Origin of the sequence: Neobacillus sp. NPDC097160, from assembly GCF_044762155.1 — a bacterium.
Classification (GTDB): Bacteria; Bacillota; Bacilli; order Bacillales; family Cytobacillaceae; genus Neobacillus.
Window position 1 is genome coordinate 229,640 of record NZ_JBIWDU010000002.1, and the last position, 19,090, is coordinate 248,729.

The 19,090-nt window shown below is 41.9% G+C and carries 19 protein-coding genes; 14 read left to right on the top strand and 5 right to left on the bottom strand.

The window, feature by feature from the left end:
- The first annotated feature begins 262 nt into the window (after positions 1 to 262).
- The 10 genes from ilvE to leuD all read left to right on the top strand — a co-directional run bounded on the left by ilvE (position 263) and on the right by leuD (position 11,871).
- Positions 263 to 1,171 (top strand): branched-chain-amino-acid transaminase, encoded by a 909-nt coding sequence (ilvE, locus tag ACIQXV_RS03075; RefSeq protein WP_402955884.1) that lies wholly within the window; start codon positions 263 to 265, stop codon positions 1,169 to 1,171.
- 11 nt (positions 1,172 to 1,182) lie between these two features.
- Complete coding sequence (ilvD, locus tag ACIQXV_RS03080) at positions 1,183 to 2,850, top strand: dihydroxy-acid dehydratase (protein ID WP_402955887.1); 1,668 nt, start codon at positions 1,183 to 1,185, stop codon at positions 2,848 to 2,850.
- 667 nt (positions 2,851 to 3,517) lie between these two features.
- Positions 3,518 to 5,248, top strand: a complete 1,731-nt coding sequence (gene ilvB / locus ACIQXV_RS03085; protein WP_402955890.1) for an acetolactate synthase large subunit — start codon at positions 3,518 to 3,520, stop codon at positions 5,246 to 5,248.
- Positions 5,245 to 5,766, top strand: coding sequence for an acetolactate synthase small subunit (gene ilvN / locus ACIQXV_RS03090; RefSeq protein WP_402955893.1), 522 nt, complete (start codon positions 5,245 to 5,247; stop codon positions 5,764 to 5,766). The genes ilvB and ilvN overlap by 4 nt, the downstream gene beginning before the upstream one ends.
- 26 nt (positions 5,767 to 5,792) lie before the next feature.
- Positions 5,793 to 6,824, top strand: a complete 1,032-nt coding sequence (gene ilvC / locus ACIQXV_RS03095; RefSeq protein ID WP_402955895.1) for a ketol-acid reductoisomerase — start codon at positions 5,793 to 5,795, stop codon at positions 6,822 to 6,824.
- A complete protein-coding gene (locus ACIQXV_RS03100; RefSeq protein ID WP_402955897.1) occupies positions 6,811 to 8,355 on the top strand; it encodes a 2-isopropylmalate synthase in 1,545 nt (514 codons plus the stop codon). Before ilvC ends, ACIQXV_RS03100 begins: the two co-directional genes overlap by 14 nt.
- A gap of 139 nt (positions 8,356 to 8,494) precedes the next feature.
- On the top strand, positions 8,495 to 9,601 hold the full coding sequence (leuB, locus tag ACIQXV_RS03105) for a 3-isopropylmalate dehydrogenase (RefSeq protein WP_402955899.1): 1,107 nt from the start codon (positions 8,495 to 8,497) through the stop codon (positions 9,599 to 9,601).
- Positions 9,602 to 9,632: 31 nt separating this feature from the next.
- A complete protein-coding gene (locus tag ACIQXV_RS03110; RefSeq protein ID WP_402955901.1) occupies positions 9,633 to 9,839 on the top strand; it encodes a hypothetical protein in 207 nt (68 codons plus the stop codon).
- Positions 9,840 to 9,864: 25 nt separating this feature from the next.
- Positions 9,865 to 11,283 (top strand): 3-isopropylmalate dehydratase large subunit, encoded by a 1,419-nt coding sequence (gene leuC, locus ACIQXV_RS03115; RefSeq protein ID WP_402955903.1) that lies wholly within the window; start codon positions 9,865 to 9,867, stop codon positions 11,281 to 11,283.
- A 3-nt stretch (positions 11,284 to 11,286) separates the two neighbouring features.
- Positions 11,287 to 11,871 carry a 3-isopropylmalate dehydratase small subunit gene (leuD, locus tag ACIQXV_RS03120; RefSeq protein ID WP_402955905.1) on the top strand — a complete coding sequence of 195 codons (585 nt, stop codon included), beginning with the start codon at positions 11,287 to 11,289 and terminating at the stop codon, positions 11,869 to 11,871.
- 178 nt (positions 11,872 to 12,049) lie between these two features.
- On the opposite strand, the gene ACIQXV_RS03125 is transcribed toward leuD, so the two are convergent.
- Complete coding sequence (locus ACIQXV_RS03125; RefSeq protein ID WP_402955907.1) at positions 12,050 to 12,361, bottom strand: DUF3892 domain-containing protein; 312 nt, start codon at positions 12,359 to 12,361, stop codon at positions 12,050 to 12,052.
- Between the two features lie 151 nt (positions 12,362 to 12,512).
- Here ACIQXV_RS03125 and ACIQXV_RS03130 point away from each other — a divergent pair, with 151 nt between their 5' ends.
- Complete coding sequence (locus tag ACIQXV_RS03130) at positions 12,513 to 13,262, top strand: RDD family protein (protein WP_402955909.1); 750 nt, start codon at positions 12,513 to 12,515, stop codon at positions 13,260 to 13,262.
- 319 nt (positions 13,263 to 13,581) lie between these two features.
- Here the strand turns inward: ACIQXV_RS03130 and ACIQXV_RS03135 are convergent, their stop codons facing one another.
- A complete protein-coding gene (locus ACIQXV_RS03135) occupies positions 13,582 to 14,298 on the bottom strand; it encodes a VOC family protein (RefSeq protein WP_402955911.1) in 717 nt (238 codons plus the stop codon).
- A 144-nt stretch (positions 14,299 to 14,442) separates the two neighbouring features.
- Here ACIQXV_RS03135 and ACIQXV_RS03140 point away from each other — a divergent pair, with 144 nt between their 5' ends.
- Entirely contained in the window at positions 14,443 to 15,993 is a 1,551-nt protein-coding gene (locus ACIQXV_RS03140; RefSeq protein ID WP_402955913.1) for a glycosyl hydrolase family 28-related protein, read from the top strand.
- Here the strand turns inward: ACIQXV_RS03140 and ACIQXV_RS03145 are convergent.
- Positions 15,984 to 16,574: a DUF1836 domain-containing protein gene (locus tag ACIQXV_RS03145; protein ID WP_402955915.1), complete on the bottom strand. Its 591-nt coding sequence runs from the start codon at positions 16,572 to 16,574 to the stop codon at positions 15,984 to 15,986. The genes ACIQXV_RS03140 and ACIQXV_RS03145 overlap by 10 nt on opposite strands.
- A 130-nt stretch (positions 16,575 to 16,704) precedes the next feature.
- Here ACIQXV_RS03145 and trhA point away from each other — a divergent pair, with 130 nt between their 5' ends.
- Positions 16,705 to 17,352 (top strand): PAQR family membrane homeostasis protein TrhA, encoded by a 648-nt coding sequence (trhA, locus tag ACIQXV_RS03150; protein ID WP_402955917.1) that lies wholly within the window; start codon positions 16,705 to 16,707, stop codon positions 17,350 to 17,352.
- 158 nt (positions 17,353 to 17,510) lie between these two features.
- Complete coding sequence (locus tag ACIQXV_RS03155) at positions 17,511 to 18,332, top strand: YitT family protein (RefSeq protein ID WP_402955919.1); 822 nt, start codon at positions 17,511 to 17,513, stop codon at positions 18,330 to 18,332.
- Between the two features lie 31 nt (positions 18,333 to 18,363).
- Here the strand turns inward: ACIQXV_RS03155 and ACIQXV_RS03160 are convergent, their stop codons facing one another.
- Together ACIQXV_RS03160 and ACIQXV_RS03165 are read right to left on the bottom strand one after the other, a co-directional pair.
- Positions 18,364 to 18,729 carry a DUF488 domain-containing protein gene (locus ACIQXV_RS03160; RefSeq protein ID WP_402955921.1) on the bottom strand — a complete coding sequence of 122 codons (366 nt, stop codon included), beginning with the start codon at positions 18,727 to 18,729 and terminating at the stop codon, positions 18,364 to 18,366.
- Positions 18,730 to 18,848: 119 nt separating this feature from the next.
- On the bottom strand, positions 18,849 to 19,079 hold the full coding sequence (locus ACIQXV_RS03165; protein ID WP_402955923.1) for an excisionase family DNA-binding protein: 231 nt from the start codon (positions 19,077 to 19,079) through the stop codon (positions 18,849 to 18,851).
- Between the last annotated feature and the right edge of the window lie 11 nt (positions 19,080 to 19,090).

A 19,090-nucleotide genomic window follows, 5' to 3' on the forward strand; every position in this document is an offset into this window, starting at 1 on the left:
ATAGAAAAAATTTTTAAAAAATTTTTTCATTCGAATTCCTTATTATAACAAGATTGTAAACGCTACCATCTTTTTTGATTTATTTGAATTGTCAGATTTTATTGTTGACCATGTTATCGATTGGTTGTATGATTATCGAAAATAATCATCTAAATTGAACAGTGCCTTTGTTCATTCCTAAGTGGGGATGGGGTAAGGTCATTATTTTTAAAGTTTTGTTTAATCATTTGAAGCGTTTTTACACGAAAGAGGAGTGGTTAGGTTGGGAAGTCAATGGATTTTCCTTGGCGGAGAGTTCGTCAAGAAAGAGGATGCTGTTATATCCGTTTTTGATCATGGTTTTTTATATGGTGATGGAGTATTTGAAGGAATTCGCGTTTACAGCGGAAACGTCTTCAGACTTGATGCCCACCTGAAAAGACTATTTGAATCAGCACAATCCATTATGCTGAGGATTCCATACTCACAGGAGGAAATGACACAATTAATCGTTGAAACTATTAGAAAAAATCAGCTAGAAAGCGCCTATATTCGTGTCGTTGTTTCACGTGGCAAAGGAAATCTCGGACTAGACCCTACTTCCTGCTCGATTCCAAACGTGATCATTATCGCTGAGCCATTATCCATGTATCCAAAAGAGTTTTACGATAATGGAATTAAAATTGCATCGGTTGCAAGCAGACGGAATCGCCCAGATGTGCTAAGTCCACAGGTTAAATCATTGAATTATTTAAATAATATTCTCGTAAAACTAGAAGCGAATCAAGTTGGAGTCCAAGAAGCATTAATGTTGAATGACCAGGGTTATGTTACCGAAGGTTCAGCAGACAATATCTTCATTGTAAAGAATGGTGTCTTGTACACCCCGCCTGTTTACTTGGGAGCATTAGAAGGCATTACCCGTAACGCAATCATTGATGTAGCTAGAGCCAAGGGCTACGAAGTGAAGGAATCACCTTTTACAAGACATGATGTATATGTCGCTGATGAGGTGTTCTTAACCGGTACAGCTGTTGAGGTCATTGCTGTTATTGATGTAGACGGCCGAGTCATTCGCGATGGTAAGCCAGGAAAAGTAACAAATGTTCTTTTAGAGGAATTCAGAAAGATTGTAACAACAGACGGAGTGGCTTGTTATCCACAAAACACAAACCATGCTGTAGTCAGTTAGGAGATAGAAAAATGCGAAGCGATATGATTAAAAAGGGGATTGATCGTGCCCCCCACCGCAGCCTATTATACGCAACAGGGGTAACCGTTAGAGACTTAGAAAAACCGTTTATCGGTGTCTGTAACTCGTTTATTGAAATTATCCCAGGACATAAACACCTTAATCATTTCGGTGAGATTGTTAAAGAAGCCATCCGCGAAGCCGGCGGCATTCCTTTTGAATTTAATACCATTGGTGTCGATGATGGCATTGCCATGGGGCATATCGGCATGCGTTATTCACTTCCAAGCCGTGAAATTATTGCAGACAGTGCCGAAACAGTCATCAATGCCCACTGGTTCGATGGTGTATTTTATATTCCAAACTGTGACAAAATCACACCAGGAATGTTAATGGCCGCCGCAAGAACCAATGTTCCATCAGTATTTGTTTCCGGAGGTCCAATGGAGGCAGGTGTTTCCTCAACAGGGAAAAACCTTTCCCTTACTTCTGTTTTTGAAGGCGTTGGTGCTTACCATAATGGCTCGATGACCGAGCAGCAATTACTCGAGATTGAAACAAGCGCCTGCCCTACATGTGGATCTTGTTCGGGGATGTTTACCGCAAACTCGATGAACTGTCTTATGGAGGTTTTAGGGATGACGGTTCCAGGAAACGGAACAATCGTCGCGACTTCTGAAGAAAGACATGAACTTATTCGTCAGGCAGCAAGACATTTAATTGAACTTGTGAAAAAGGATATTCGTCCGCGCGACATTATTACTCGTGATGCTATCGATAATGCCTTTGCACTTGATATGGCAATGGGCGGATCAACCAATACAGTTCTTCATACACTTGCTATCGCTCATGAAGCAGGTATTGAATATGATTTACGTGATATTAACAAAATCGCGGAGAAGGTCCCGTATTTAGCAAAAATTATGCCGGCATCTGATTATTCAATGGATGATGTGCACCAGGCTGGCGGCATAAGTGCTATCTTAAATGAGCTTTGTAAGGTGGACGGGGCATTACATCAAGATTGTCTGTCGATTACAGGAAAAACATTAGCTGAAAATGTGAAGGATGCAACAATCCTTAATGAAAAGGTCATTCGCCCGAAAGATAATCCTTACAGCCCTGTTGGCGGTCTCTCCATCCTTTATGGAAACATTGCCCCAGATGGTGGTGTTATCAAAGTTGGTGCTGTTGACCCATCCATTAAAACCTTCTTGGGTGAAGCAATTGTGTTTGAATCTCAAGATGAAGCACAGGAAAACATTAATAACGGCACCGTTAAGTCAGGTCATGTAGTTGTTATTCGCTATGAAGGCCCTAAAGGCGGACCGGGGATGCCGGAAATGCTCGCTCCAACGTCAGCAATTGCGGGGCGGGGTTTAGATAAAGAAGTTGCGCTAATTACCGATGGCCGCTTCTCAGGTGCAAGCCGCGGAATCTCCATTGGACATATTTCACCTGAAGCAGCAGAAGGCGGACCAATCGCCTTAGTGCAAACTGGTGACAAAATTCTTATTGACCTTGAGGGTCGTTCCATTGAACTTCTCGTTGATGAGGAGGAATTGGCTGAAAGACGCAGCTCATGGGTGCAGCCGGAGCCAAAAATTAAATCTGGTTATCTCGCAAAATATGCAAAGCTTGTTACTTCCGCTAATACTGGCGGGGTTATGAAAATATAAAGAAAAGTGTGAAGTACACTAGCCGCTGTTGCTGGTACTGAACATTTTTCAAAGTTATTGAATACAGGGATCCACTAGTACCCCTCCCCTTCCTGAGAAGTTAAGGTACTAAAAGTGTAAATTGGCATACCATTGACAAAAAAATAGCAATAAATCGATGACGGGAATAAAGGAATAAGAATTTGTATTTTCAGAGAGCTGGGGTTGCTGGAAGCCCAGTAATACAACTTATTCTGACATCATCCCTGAGTGTTGGGCCGAACGGTTAATCTCATTAGGCTCAATCGGGTGTTTCTTAACACCTGTTACAAAAAGAAGCGTTTTTTGATTTAGTTGTCGCTTCATAAGGCAGTATTTGTAAGGATACTGTAAAACCGGGTGGTACCGAGAAAAAGAAAGGCCTTTTCTCCCCGATTATTCTGCTCATGATGTTCTTGACTGCAGTTTATTCGGAGACGAAAAGGCCTTTTTTAGTATGTATTAACAAATTTTAAGAAGTTATTAACAAATTCTGTCTGATATGAACAAATTTATAGACTTTATGAACAAATATCGGAGTTTATAAACAATTTTCAGACGGATATAAACAAATCCACAATTTTTATCAAATCACAGTCACACGCTTAATTTTTCAAATATTCACTTATCCACAAGGAGGGATTACGACGTGAAAGTAGAAGCAAAAAAGCTGGAATTCCAAACCAGTACCGCACCAAAAACAGGTGCAGACCTTCTTATTGACTTATTAAAAAATGAAGGTGTTGATACGATATTTGGGTATCCCGGAGGTGCTGTCCTGCCGATTTACGATGCAATCTATCGAGCACAGGGTACGATCAAGCACATCCTCTTCCGTCACGAGCAAGGAATGATTCATGCCGCCGAAGGATACGCCCGAATTACCGGCACTCCTGGTGTAGTCATTGCTACTTCAGGCCCGGGTGCAACAAACTTGGTTACTGGAATTACAGATGCCATGATGGATTCCTTACCGCTCGTGGTATTTACCGGGCAGGTTGCACGCAGCGTTATCGGAACAGATGCTTTCCAGGAAGCTGATGTGATGGCGATTACAACACCAATCACAAAACATAATTATCAGGTGCAATCTATTTCCGATTTACCAAGAATTGTGAAGGAAGCCTTTCATATTGCTTCTACCGGCCGGCCGGGACCGGTTTTAGTCGACATTCCAAAAGATATATCGGCAGGAATTCTAACGGAAGAACCTGAAGAAGCAAGCATTCATTTGCCAGGCTACCAGCCAACAACAAAGCCAAACCCATTGCAAATTAAAAAACTTGCCGATTCGATTGCGAAAGCAAAAAAGCCAGTTATACTCGCAGGTGCAGGTGTACTTCATGGAAAAGCATCTGCGGAATTAACCGCTTTTGCAGAAAAACACAAACTTCCGGTCGTGACGACATTACTTGGAATTGGAGCCTTTCCAGCGGATAGCCCTCTCTCTTTAGGAATGGGCGGCATGCACGGAACCTATGCAGCAAACATGGCTTTATATGAAAGTGATTTACTTATCAATTTGGGCGCACGATTCGATGACAGGTTAACCGGCAATCTCAAACACTTTGCTCCACATGCGAAGGTTGCCCATATCGATATCGATCCAGCTGAAATTGGGAAAAATGTTCCAACGCAAATTCCAATTGTCTCCGATTCCAAAGAGGCATTGATTGAACTAATCGATCAAACAGCTGAATCACCCGAGCACGAAGCATGGCTAGAGACGCTCAACCAATATAAACAAGAATATCCATTCTGGTATAAACATAATCCTAACGGAATGTGTCCACAGTGGGTAATCGAAGCCGTTCATAAAGTCACAAATGGCGATGCAATTGTTGCAACAGATGTCGGCCAACATCAAATGTGGGCCGCCCAGTACTACACCTTTAAAGAGCCGCATCGCTGGATTACTTCCGGCGGGCTTGGCACTATGGGCTTTGGCTTCCCTGCCGCCATCGGAGCACAAATTGCATCACCAGAAAGTACCGTTGTTGCCATTGTCGGCGATGGTGGTTTCCAAATGACACTGCAGGAGCTTTCGGTCATTTATGAACGAAACCTGCCTGTCAAAATCATTATCGTTAATAATGGTGCACTTGGAATGGTTCGCCAGTGGCAGGAATTATTACACGGAAACCGGATTTCTGAATCCATTCTTCACACACAGCCGGATTTTGTAAAACTAGCTGAAAGCTATTCGATTCGTGGATACAAGGTTGAAAGTCAAGAAGAACTAATCACTGTTTTACCAGAAGTATTTGCCTATAATGGCCCTGTTCTTGTTGATTGCCGTGTCCTGCAGCAGGAAAAAGTTTTTCCTATGATTGCTCCTGGAAAAGGGCTGCATGAAATGATAGGGGTGAAACCACTATGAAACGAATCATAACCTTAACAGTTCAAGATCGCAGCGGTGTCCTAAATCGTGTTACCGGTCTCTTGCAAAGGAGGCAGTTCAATATCGAAAGTATCTCAGTCGGTCCAACCGAAACAGAGGGGATTTCAAAAATGACCCTTGTGGTTCAGATTGAAGATGAGCAGCGTCTCGAACAGGTGACAAAACAATTAAACAAGCAAATTGATGTGTTAAAAGTTTCCGATATTACCGATAAAGCAATTGTCGCTCGCGAGCTTGCCTTAATTAAAGTAGCCAGCTCGAGCCAGCTCCGCAGCGAAATCAACGGCATCATCGATCCATTCCGTGCCTTGATTATCGACGTGAGCAAAGACAGTTTAGCCGTTCAAATCACAGGACGTCCTGATAAAATCGATGCCTTGATTGAATTGCTCCGCCCTTACGGAATCAAAGAAATTGCCAGAACTGGACTAACAGCATTACAACGCGGGCACCAACCGCAAGTAAACGAACTAGCAACATATTCACAAATAAAATAATACTATTTCTGAAAGGATGATCAATAATGGTAAAGGTACTTTATAACGGAGATATTCAAGAGGAAGTTTTACAAGGGAAAAAAATCGCGGTAATTGGTTATGGCTCACAAGGTCATGCCCATGCTCTTAACTTAAAGGAAAGCGGTTTTGACGTTGTAGTTGGATTACGCGGTGGAAAATCATGGGATAAAGCAGTTGAAGATGGTGTTGACGTTCGCTCGGTAGCTGAAGCAACTGCTGCAGCTGATGTAGTAATGGTTCTTCTTCCGGACGAAATGCAGCCAAAGGTTTATGAAGAAAGCATCAAACCAAACCTTGAAGCTGGAAATGCTCTAGTATTTGCCCATGGCTTCAATATTCATTTTAGTCAAATCGTCCCACCTGCAGATGTTGATGTATTCCTTGTTGCCCCTAAAGGTCCTGGACATTTGGTTCGTCGCACGTACACAGAAGGCGCAGGTGTCCCTGCACTTTACGCAGTATATCAAGATTATACAGGTCAAGCACGTGATATTGCCCTTGCATATGCAAAAGGAATTGGCGCAGCCCGCGCAGGCGTTCTTGAAACGACATTCCAAGAAGAAACGGAAACGGATCTGTTCGGTGAGCAGGCTGTCCTTTGCGGTGGTACTACTGCCCTTATTAAAGCCGGTTTTGAAACTCTTGTAGAAGCAGGTTATCAGCCTGAGGTTGCCTACTTTGAATGTTTACATGAATTAAAATTAATCGTTGACCTTCTATATGAAGGAGGATTAGAAAACATGCGTTACTCTATCTCTGATACAGCTCAATGGGGCGATTTCGTTTCAGGACCACGTGTTGTTAACGAAGATACAAAAGCACGCATGAAAGACATTTTAAAAGATATCCAAACAGGTGCATTTGCAAAAGGCTGGATTTTAGAAAACCAAGCAAACCGTCCGCAATTTAATGCAATCAACCGCAGTGAAAACAATCATCAAATTGAAAAAGTCGGCCGTGAGCTTCGTGCATTAATGCCGTTTATTAAAAAAGCAGAAACCGCGAAGAAAGAAGTGGTGGTAAATGGTTCACGTTAACATCTTTGATACAACCTTACGCGATGGCGAACAGTCCCCTGGTGTAAATTTAAACCAGCTTGAAAAAGTAGAAATTGCCAGACAGCTTGAACGTTTTGGCGTTGATATTATGGAGGCCGGCTTCCCGGCTTCCTCCCAAGGGGATTTTGAAGCGGTAAGAGCAATTGCCCGGACGATTAAAAATTCTTCCGTCACTGGCTTAGCACGCGCAACAAAATCGGACATTGACATTGCGTGGGATGCTTTAAAAGATGCGGCAGAACCAAGATTACATGTTTTCATTGCTACCTCCCCTATTCATATGCAATATAAGTTGATGAAAACACCTGAGCAGGTTATGCAGTCAGCTGTAGACATGGTCAATTATGCAAGGACAAGATTCCCTCATATTGAGTGGTCTGCAGAAGATGCTTCACGTTCTGACCTTGATTTTTTAGTACAAATCATTACCAAGGTCATCGATGCCGGAGCTACCGTCATTAACCTTCCTGATACTGTGGGGTATACAACGCCTCAAGAATATGGACGGATGTTCCGTTACGTGCGGGAAAACGTTCCAAATATTCACAAGGCTGCTTTATCCTGTCACTGCCACGATGACTTAGGCATGGCGGTTGCGAATTCACTTGCAGCGGTCGAAAATGGTGCTACTCAAGTAGAAGGTACAATTAACGGAATTGGGGAGCGCGCCGGTAATGCAGCTTTAGAAGAGATTGCAGTTGCTTTAAATATTCGTAATGACCGATACCCGTTCACAACGAATCTAGTTTTAAAAGAAATCAAACGAACAAGTGACTTGGTAAGCCGCTTTACCGGGATGAAAGTCCCTGGTAATAAAGCGGTCGTTGGAAAAAATGCCTTTGCTCATGAATCAGGAATTCATCAGGATGGCGTGTTAAAAAATGCCTTAACCTATGAAATTATTACTCCTGAATTGGTCGGAGTTCAGTCCAATGATCTTGTTCTTGGAAAACACTCAGGCCGCCATGCCTTCAAAGACAAGATTGAGCAGATGGGCTTCGAGCTATCTCAAGAAAAGCTTAACGAAGCATTTAAGTCGTTTAAGCAATTAACAGACCGCAAAAAAGAGGTAACAGACGAAGATTTGTATACGATTTTACTTGATATCCAAACAGCTTCTATTGATGTAAAAATATATGAGCTTGTCGCTTTCCAAGTTCAGAGCGGGTCCGGAAACCTGCCCACCGCCACTGTTGCACTAACGACTCCTTGTGGAGATCGGGTAGAGACCGCACGAACTGGCAGTGGAAGTGTTGAAGCATTATACAACACATTGGAAGCATTAATTGAAGAAAAAATCCATCTCACTGATTTCAACTTGAGCTCCGTCGGCAAAGGACGAGATGCACTTGCAGAGGTTCATGTGAAAATGACGGTTAACGGTACTGCAGTCAGCGGACGAGGCTCAGCCCAGGATGTTCTAGAAGCAGCAGGAAAAGCCTTCCTAAACGCAGTAAACCGCGTATTCTTCAACCAAAAAGCAAACGCAAAAGAACCAGCAGTACTGTAAATTTATACTAATTGGTGCCTGACACCATTAACTGTATACAGGTAGTGCAAATGGTGTCAGGCACCGTTAACTGTATACGGGTAGTGCAAATGGTGTCAGGCACCAACAAATTTTTTACTAAATAAGGAGGTTGCTTCTAATGAAAAAGCGTATTGTATTACTTCCCGGTGATGGGATTGGTAAGGAAGTTATTAATTCTGCAAAAGATGTATTGCATGCAATTGCTGAAGAATATGATCATAGTTTTAGCTTCGAAACCCATGAAATCGGAGGAGCAGCCATTGACCTTTACGGCACTCCTCTACCGGAATCAACCGTTGATGCCTGTAAACAGGCAGATGCAGTATTACTTGGGGCTGTTGGCGGGCCAAAATGGGATCAAAATCCATCACACTTACGCCCAGAACGCGGCTTGCTTGGAATCCGAAAGGCACTTGATTTATTTGCAAACTTAAGGCCAATCAAAGGGTTTAAAAACCTGCTCCATGCATCGCCTTTAAAGGAAGAAGTGGTTTCAGGAAGCGACCTCCTTATTGTTCGGGAATTAACGGGCGGGCTATATTTCGGAACACCAAGTGAACGACGTGATAACGGAAACGCCGTAGTAGATACGCTCGCTTATACCCGTAAAGAAATAGAAAGAATTGTTGATAAAGGCTTTCAAGCCGCTCAAAAGCGTCGCGGACAGCTTACATCGGTTGATAAAGCGAATGTACTTGAGTCCAGCAAGCTTTGGCGTGAAGTTGTGGAGGAGAAAAAGGCACAGTATCCAGATGTGGCGGTTGAACATGTTCTAGTGGATGCTGCAGCGATGAAATTGATCACAAACCCAACCCATTTTGACGTCATTGTGACAGAAAATCTCTTTGGAGATATTTTAAGTGACGAGGCTTCTGTATTGACGGGGTCACTCGGTATGCTCCCTTCCGCCAGCCTGCGTGAGGATGGGCTTGGTCTTTATGAACCGGTTCATGGCTCTGCTCCAGATATTGCCGGCAAAGGTATTGCTAATCCAGTCGCGATGATTTTGTCTGCTGCCCTCATGCTAAGGTACTCTTTCCAATTGGAAGATGAGGCTAAAGTTATAGAGAATGCTGTTCAATCGATCCTCGATGCCGGCTTCCATACTGGCGATCTCCAGGTTGCGGATGGCCGCCTTGTTGGAACAGTGGAAATGACCAAATTGATTGTCGATTACATTAAATCACAAAATGCTTCAAAGTGTATCGCTAGCTGTTATTATTAAGTAATTTTGGGGGTAAACCGTCTAGGATTGTTTGGGCGGTTTACCCTTCCATTCTATTGGATGGAGGTATTCGCTGATTGGCGAGTGTTATCCGCCGATTGAGGCGGGTTATCCGCTGATTAGAACGTGGTATCCGCTGATTGACACGGTTTATCCGCTGATTAGAACGTGGTATCCGCTGATTGACACGGTTTATCCGCTGATTGGAACGTGTTATCTGCCAATTAGACGATATTAAATCTATTAACGTGAGGAAGGAAGCTATGCAAACACCAAAAACGATTATCCAAAAAATTTGGGATCAGCATGTTGTCTATCAAGAAGATGGCAAGCCAGATCTACTTTATATTGATTTGCATCTCGTTCATGAAGTGACCTCTCCTCAAGCATTTGAGGGCTTACGAATGAACGGGCGCAAGGTTCGCCGCCCAGATCTTACCCATGCGACAATGGATCATAACGTTCCAACACGCCAAAGACTAACAATCAATGACCCCATTTCGAAAAAACAAATCGATACATTGCAACAAAATTGTCAGGAATTCGAGGTAACGCTGGCAGACATACACCATCCGGATAACGGGATTGTCCATGTAATCGGTCCGGAGCTTGGTCTGACACAGCCGGGGAAAACAATTGTTTGTGGAGACAGCCATACCTCAACACACGGTGCATTCGGTGCCCTTGCGTTTGGAATTGGCACGAGTGAAGTGGAACATGTCCTTGCAACGCAAACGCTTTGGCAAGCACCGCCTAAAACGCTTAATGTCAAAGTTAATGGTAAACTTGGGACAGGCGTTACCGCTAAGGACTTGATCTTAGCGATTATTGGAAAATTTGGTGTTCAATTTGGAACCGGCTATGTGATGGAATATACAGGTGAAGCAATTCGCGCCCTTTCGATGGAAGAACGGATGACGGTATGTAACATGTCTATTGAAGCAGGCGCAAGAGCAGGACTAATCACTCCGGATGAAACTACTTTTGAATACTTACGAGGCAGACGCCATGTCCCTCAAGGTGAGGCGTTTGAAGAAGCAGTGGTCCAATGGCGTGCCCTTGCTACTGATGACGGTGCCACTTACGATGCTGTGGTTGAGATTGAGGCATCGGAAGTTGAGCCGCAGGTTACTTGGGGAACAAACCCAGGCATGTGTATCCCGGTCACAGCAAATATTCCAAGTCCGGATGAAACAGATAAGCCTAGTGAGAAGGATGAAATTAACCGTGCACTTGAATACATGGGGCTTGAAGCCGGAGAGCCAATTTCAAATGTAAAAATTGATCATGTATTTATCGGTTCTTGTACGAACTCAAGGTTAAGCGACCTGCAAAAAGCGGCCGAAGTTGTCCGCGGCCGAAAGGTGAATCCTTCTGTTACCGCGATCGTCGTACCAGGTTCGTTTAGTGTCAAGCTTGCTGCCGAAAAAGAAGGTCTTGACAAGGTATTTAAAGAAGCAGGCTTTGAATGGCGTGAAGCCGGATGCAGCATGTGCCTTGCTATGAATGATGATATCGTCCCTGCTGGTGAGCGCTGCGCCTCCACATCAAACCGTAATTTTGAAGGCCGGCAAGGAAACGGAGCCCGTACCCACCTTGTTAGTCCTGAAATGGCCGCAGCTGCCGCTATCACCGGTCATTTTGTAGATGTCCGTCAGTTCACTGCACAGGAGGTTGGTTAATTCATGGAACCATTACGTACTCACCAAGGCCTTGTTTGTCCGTTGAACCGGACAAATGTTGACACAGATCAAATCATTCCGAAGCAATTCCTAAAGCGCATTGAGCGCAGCGGCTTTGGGCAATTTTTATTTTATCACTGGCGTTTTGATGACAATGGAAATCCACGTCCTGATTTTCCACTAAATGATGCAAAATATAAAGACGCATCAATATTAGTAGCGGGAGAGAACTTTGGCTGCGGCTCTTCTCGTGAGCACGCTCCCTGGGCTGTTCAGGATTATGGTTTCAAAGTCATCATCGCTCCAAGCTATGCCGATATTTTTAAAAATAACTGTGTAAAAAATGGGATACTTGCCATTCAAGCAAGCGAAGAACAAGTTCAAACCATTATGAAAAAAGCAGAATCCGTAGAGTATCGATTAACCGTGAACCTGGAGGATCAAGTTGTTTACGATCAGGAGGGTTTTGAGATTAAATTTGAGATTGCTCCTTATCCTAAAGAAATGCTCCTTAACGGCTGGGACGAGATTGGGGTTACTTTAACGTACGAAGATAAAATTAAGGAATATGAACTTGCAAAAAATTAAGTGTTTGAAAATGAGCTTGGAAATCCAGGCTCATTTTCATTATTATTTGGTGGATTCAAGAATAAAATTTTCACTTAAATACCTTTGATAAGCCATTAAAAAACCATAATCATGTATAAATGGATTTTTGAATAAATAAAAGCCCTACCCCTTTTGGAGTAAAGCTCGTTTGAGGCCGCTAGAATTCCGGCAATTGATCGAGATTATTTTCCTTTATCCCATCTGGTTCGCTTCGGATAATATCTCTGCCGTATTTGTGGAAAACATCGATATGAGCAATCTTCCCTGCCTTCGCTTCAGTAAGAGCCGAAATATAATCCAGCTCCCTTCCCGTTATTGTTTTAAAAGCAATTAGATCTCCGTCATCATTTTTCCTGACTGCGACAATTTCCTCTTTGCCATCCTGATTCGGGTGGTTCGCTTCCATTTGCGCCTGCTGCTCAGTTTGCTGCTTATATTGTTCGTATATTTTTTCAAAATCTTGTTCCATCTTGTCACCTCCGAACATTTGTTAGTATTTTTCTTTTTTTTAAAATTATCCTGTATCCTGAAATTGTCAATAACTGTTCAATATTATCCTAATCTCATAAAATCCACCTTTAACCGAACGTGGTATAATTTACCTGATTGGGGGTAATAACATGGAATCACTGGAAGGAAATGCATGGTTTTATATTAAGAATCATCAACAACAGGGACCTGTGGGTTTGTTTGAACTGAAAAAATTGTTCGAACAAGGGATACTGCCGACAGAAACCTTCATTTGGTCGAAGGAGATGAATTGCTGGCAAATGGCCAAAAGTCTAAATATGTTGCCTGATTCAGTCTTCATGTCCAAGAAGTTAGAACAACCTGAAGAAAATTTAGCTAGCGTTTGGCAGGAACTTGAAAAGGATACCTATCCAAACGGTAGACCATTTGTACGATATTTGGCTAGATTTTTTGACCTTTCTTTATTTTCACTAGTCTTGATGACGTTTGTATCAATCTTCTCCCCGAAATTCATCTTAGAATCATCCGGAATCTTTATATTTATGCTTAGTCTCATTCTCTATGTATTGGTAGAGGCTTCCATCCTCTCGATATTTGGAAATACATTAGGAAAATCCATCTTAAATGCACGATTGCGAACAACTAATGGTGAACCATTAAATTTTCTTACTGCACTCAAGAGAAGTGTTTTTGTAACCGCAGCCGGGATGGGTTTTGGAGTTCCCTTTATTAATTTCATTTGCTTTTATTACTCTTATTTCGATCTTAAAAAGAATGGAAAATCCACCTGGGATCAACAAATTGGCACTGTTGTTTTATATGGTCAAGTAGGTTTGGCACGAATTCTGTTCGTCAGCCTGTTTCCGATTACACTTTTAATAGCTGGGATGATGATCTAATCCCCTCATTTGTGAAGAACTGAACATTATAAAAAATGAGCCCCGCCATACACCAAAATGGAAGGGCTTTCATTTCGCCTATTCTAATGATAAAAATCAACTGTCCACCCTACGTGGAAACGTGTCCACGAGTGGTGCCTGACACCCTTTCTACTGTTTCCCTGATATTTATCATGATTAAATATAGCCAAAAATTGCTATTTCACTTATCAGCACTATCTTGTTCATAAAAAGTTCTGAATTAAACTATGTTCACTTTTTATGATAAACCCTAAAAAAACCGGGCCTTTAAAAAAGCCCCGGTTTACCTGTTATAAAATTATCGGCCGCTATATATACCAATCGGATTCCCGTCAAGATCCAGGAATTGTGCAAATGTACCGCCGCTAGGAATCTCCGTTTCAGGTATGATCACTTTACCGCCAAGTTGGGTTACTTTTTCTAGACATGCTGTGATGTCCTCCACTCGAATATAAAGGGTCAAATAAGGAGGCTGCTCAAAGGTCCAATTGAAAAGATGACCATCTAGCCCTGCGTCTTCTTCTGAAATACTCATGACTGGGCCGTCATCGGTAATTCGCCAATTGAAAACAGCTTCATAAAACCTTTTCGAATGATCCCCTTCTCTAGCTGCAATTTCGAAAAAACCAATTGGATTAACATCGATCTCCGCTTTGCTCCGACTCTCGATATGTAAATTGCCATGGTAAGAACCAATGATAATCCCATCCGGATCAACGAATTGGGCAATCGATCCGCCTGTTGGAACTGCCATTTCCGGGAGAATCACTGTCCCGCCCATTTCCTCGACTTTTGCCAAACATTCCTGAATGTTTTCCACATTTATATACATGCTTGTATGTGTCGGATGGTCTTTATGTGGCCATTTTAGAATATGACCGCTAAGTCCCGCACCAGAAATTTTCAGTAACGGACCCACATCAGTAATTTTCCATTTAAACAGACTCTCATAAAAGTGTTTCGCTAGATTTCCGTCCCTTGCAGCGATCACAAACATTTCAATCGTCGTTCCCATATATTCATCTCCACTTCCTATTAACTTCTACTCCCAGTTTACAGTATGAACATCATTTACCAATACTTAAACTTCGACAAAATGGGTACTTTTTCCTTTATAACATAAAAAAGATATACTATTGGTAAATAGGAGTGAATCAAAATGGCCACTTACGATAAAAGACATGACCCAGGTAAAAATAAAAAATTGCTTGCGCAAATTACCGGAAAACAACTTGATTTGAAACAGGTACTACAAGAAACGAACCGGTTATTTGAGGAATGCCGCCGGATCCCACAATCACTAATTCTTGAAAATGGGCAGTCGCGTTCTTTTTTAGAAAAAATCCAGGAAGGCTTATTTCGTCTTACAGCTAAACGTTCACGGATTTTGGAACCAACGCGGCTCTTTGTAGATGATGATGGAAATGTCATTCCTGATTGGAAGGACAAGCTCGATCAAGAGTACGACCAGTTGATGAAAAACATAACAAAAGAAGTGAATGTTGAGGATTATGGTGCTGTTGGGGATGGAAAAACAGATTGTACGGCTGCATTTAAAAGAGCTATTGGCAAAGGGCGGGTTAAGATTATTGTCCCAAAAGGAGTATTTATAACAAAAGAAATTCACCTGCCCTCCTGGACATGGCTAATGGGCTCAGGAAGAGGAACAACGACGATTAAACTTCATGACCAAGCTTCAAAAGGCACTCGGCTTATCACAAACGCTAATCATTGGGGAGGCAATCATCATATTTTTGTCCAAGGAATGAGTTTGGACTGGAATGTGGAGAGGCTCGGGGAGGCTGTAAAAACAAGTACTTGGGGCAATCATTCAAGCTGCCTGACCTATGCAAATGTTACGTATGGCTGGGTTAAGGATGTGGAAGGTATTAACCCGGGACTTCATTGTTTCGACATTTCCTCAACCTTGTACAATTATGCAGGGGACGGGTATCGTGCCCGGGGAGGCAGCAAATTTATCTGGCTCGACCATGTAACCGGCTATGGCTTCGGTGATGACGGAATCACGACACACCATAGCGATTATATCTTTATTTCTAATTCCCATATGTGCGACCCCAGCGGACGAGCACATCAAAAAGGTTTTTCAAATTCCAATGGAATTGAGGTTGATGATGGTTCGCGAAATGTGTTATTAGTGAATAATTCTTCAGCCAGGTGCTTTGGCGGGGTGGAAATTAAGGCTCACGAAAATTCCTCCGCCGCCTCCAATGTGAAAATTTTCGGACATATTTCTGTTCATGATAATCGGGCATTTAACTTCCGACATATCGGGCACCATAAAATCACTGATGCTGAGTCTAAATCAGCCTTCAATATTATCGCAGTGAACCTCTTAGTGATGGCACCGATTTTCACTGAATTATATAAAGATTCCACACCGCGGGGAATGGTTGTTTCTGCCTACAAAAATGTGGTAGTTAACCATTTTACGTTGGTTGGTGATCCTGATTATGATTACAAAGGAAATCCTGTAATTGCCCTCCAGTATCGGGCGAGAAATGTAATTCTAAATAATATTTCAGTCGCTGATTTTAACAAGGCCGGGGCCGCTATCAAGGTTTATGGGGGCGAGAATCGGGCGGATTCTATTAAAATTTACAACTGCTCTCCTGAAAAAATCGAAATCGGGTCTGGAATACATGATTTTATGATAGAAACCTTGGAAAGCGCCAATGTTTATTTTTGACGCTTTCCTTCTTTTTCAACCACGATTTCATCCACGAGCTTTTCCGCTACTCTTCGAAATAGATTACTCATATGAACAAGTGAAGAAATCATTAAAACTTGCTCAAGATAGGCGGAACTCTCCTTTTCAGTTGCGGCAATTTCCTCTTTAACATCCTTTACTCTTTCCTCGATGTCCACTTTAAAATCGGCTGCATTTTGGCTTGTCAGGTGCAAATAGCTCGAATAAAAAGCATCTACATCTATCTCTTCATTAATAATCTTTTTATTTATATCATTTAGTGTGACTTTAATATCATTTATCGAAAGTGCCCCTTTAAGCTGGTAAATCAAGCTCATCAAAATCAGGTGCTCTTTTGAATATTTCTTATTTTGAATCGGAAAAATCAGCTTCCCCTTGGCATAGTTATTTATCATCGTTTTGGTCAAGATCTTTTCGTCTTCATTTCGCTTCGATTCATTAAATTTATTTTCGAATAATTGAATGACTTGATCCATATATAAATCGATCTTTGGAATTTCATCCAAGGTTAAGCTAGTTTCCAGACCAAGTGAATCGATAATTTGTTTAATATTTTCCATTGTAAAAACCCCACTGTTTATAATAGATATTTTTATTATACATGATGAAATATGCATTGACTAGGTTTCGTTTTATTAGTATTATTATATGTAGTTATTAAAACCACATGATGTGTTAGGGGGATTTATAATGAACAATTACATTCGAGAACCTATTAACGGATTAACCCATTTAACAGGGGCAATTTTAGCGTTTGTCGGGCTGCTAGCGATGGTCATTAAAGCGGCAATGACCACTCCAACCCCGCTCGCACTCTCTGCGGTGATTATTTTTGGCGTTAGTATGATCCTGCTTTACTCCGCATCGGCGACCTATCACATGGTTATTGCCCGCGATCAGGTGATTGCTTTTTTAAGACGGCTTGATCACTCGATGATTTTTGTCCTGATTGCCGGTACATATACACCTTTTTGTTTTATTAGTCTGAACGGAAAAACGGGTGCGATTCTGTTTTCGATTATCTCGGGTGTTGCTATCAGCGGTGTTGTTTTTAAAATGGTATGGTTTAACTGCCCGCGCTGGATTTCTACCGCCTTGTATATTGCTATGGGCTGGATGATTGTGTTTGTCTTCTCACCATTAACAGGAAGCTTAAACCCTGTCGGTTTGTTTTTACTCATTCTTGGAGGAATCTTCTATACCATTGGCGGGGTCATTTACGGGGCAAAACCGAAGTTTTTAGAAACAAAGCATTTGGGCTTCCACGAGATTTTTCACATATTTATTATGCTTGGCAGCTTGGCACACTTTTTATCAGTGTATTTATACGTCATTTAAAACGCCTGCTGTTGGCGTTTTTTTGTTTTATACAAGCTCGGTGCATCTACTGTTCACAAAGTCTTTTTAACAATCTTATGACATTAAAATTATTTAATTGACTCACACTACTAAGAGGTGTTTAATGAAAAGGCATAAAATGGATAGAGGTGTTTTGTTTGTTCCGTTTAATTTTTCAAATTGTCGTCATAGGACTTTGCTCGCTTCTGTTTGGATTTGCCTTTAATACATTCCTTATTCCACATAAACTGACCTCTGGCGGTGTAACAGGCATCGCCTTTTTTATTCACCATTTTTCACAAATCAACACCGGTTGGGTTATTTTAGCCATCAATATTCCATTATTTTTTTTAGGAATGAAATACTTAGGAAAAAGATTTGTTTTACTTACAGGTTACGCTGTTGTTGTTTTATCATTTAGCATGAAATTTATTCCGATCCATGCGATTAGTCCCGATATTCTGCTTTCATCGATTATTGGCGGCGCCCTATACGGGATTGCCGTTGGGATTATCATCCGGCTTGGCGGGTCAACTGGCGGAACGGATATAATCAGCCTAACCCTATCTAAAAGAAAGAATATGCAGGTGGGTTTATTAAATACGTGTATGAACCTTTTAGTAGTGGGGATTTCCGGGCTGATTTTTGGATGGAATATTACACTGTACACCATCATTGCCATCTATGTAGCCGGCCGAGCGGTGGATATGGTGTACACCACGCAGAACAAATTAACTTTAACGATTGTGTCGGAAAAATTTGAAGAGCTTAGTGAGGCACTAATCCGGCTCCATGCTAGGGGCGTTACGATTACGGATGCAGAAGGGGCATATACCCATAAGCCGAAAAAGGTGCTAACAACCGTAATTACCAAATTCGAACTTAGTGAAACGAAGCATACTATTCGAATAGTGGATCCGAAGGCATTTGTTAATATTACCCAGACCATGGAAGTAATGGGGAGTTTCCGGAAGGACTAAAAGGCAGTGGGCATTTAATCCCAGCTGCCTTTTAATATTGTAATCTACTTAGTTCTTCCATTAAAACTTGGGCGTGATTATAGATTGGATCTTTTGCACCATAGAGAAGTGTTACCCTTTCATTTAAGGCAATCTCAAAAATTTGTTTGATATGCCCTTGCTTTTGTTCATCGGTACGTAGTTCATCAAGGTATTTGACTTTAAATTCATCAAACAGCTCAGGTTTATGGCAAAACCATTTCCGCAGTTCAGGGCTTGGGGCAATCTCTTTAAACCAAAACGACAGTCTCGCAGCATCTTTCGAGATTCCCCGCGGCCATAGCCGGTCTATCAAAACCCGGCAGCCATCCGTCTCATCATATGGTTCATAGACTCTTTTTAGAAAAATATTAGACATGTTAATACCCCCATTAAACTATCAGGCATCAATGAAATACGCTTTAATCTTTTATATTCATGTCCACTCCACGCGGACAGTGTCCACGAATGGTGTCAGGCACCACAAAAGGGCACCAATTAATCCTCATCCTTCACATCGATGCTTTCCGGAATTGGTTCGTTTAGGATTTCTTCGATGAGTTGTTTGTATTTCTCCACTTGTTTTAGGTGGGTGTTGAATTGTTCTTTATAAATTAAATACTCGCTGCCATCGAATAGGGCACGAATCTTTTTTTGTTGGATAAGGCTTTTGACGGCAGCCTCTGGTACTAATAAATATTCTGCTGTTTCTTTTATTGTAAGGTACAACGTTTTTACTC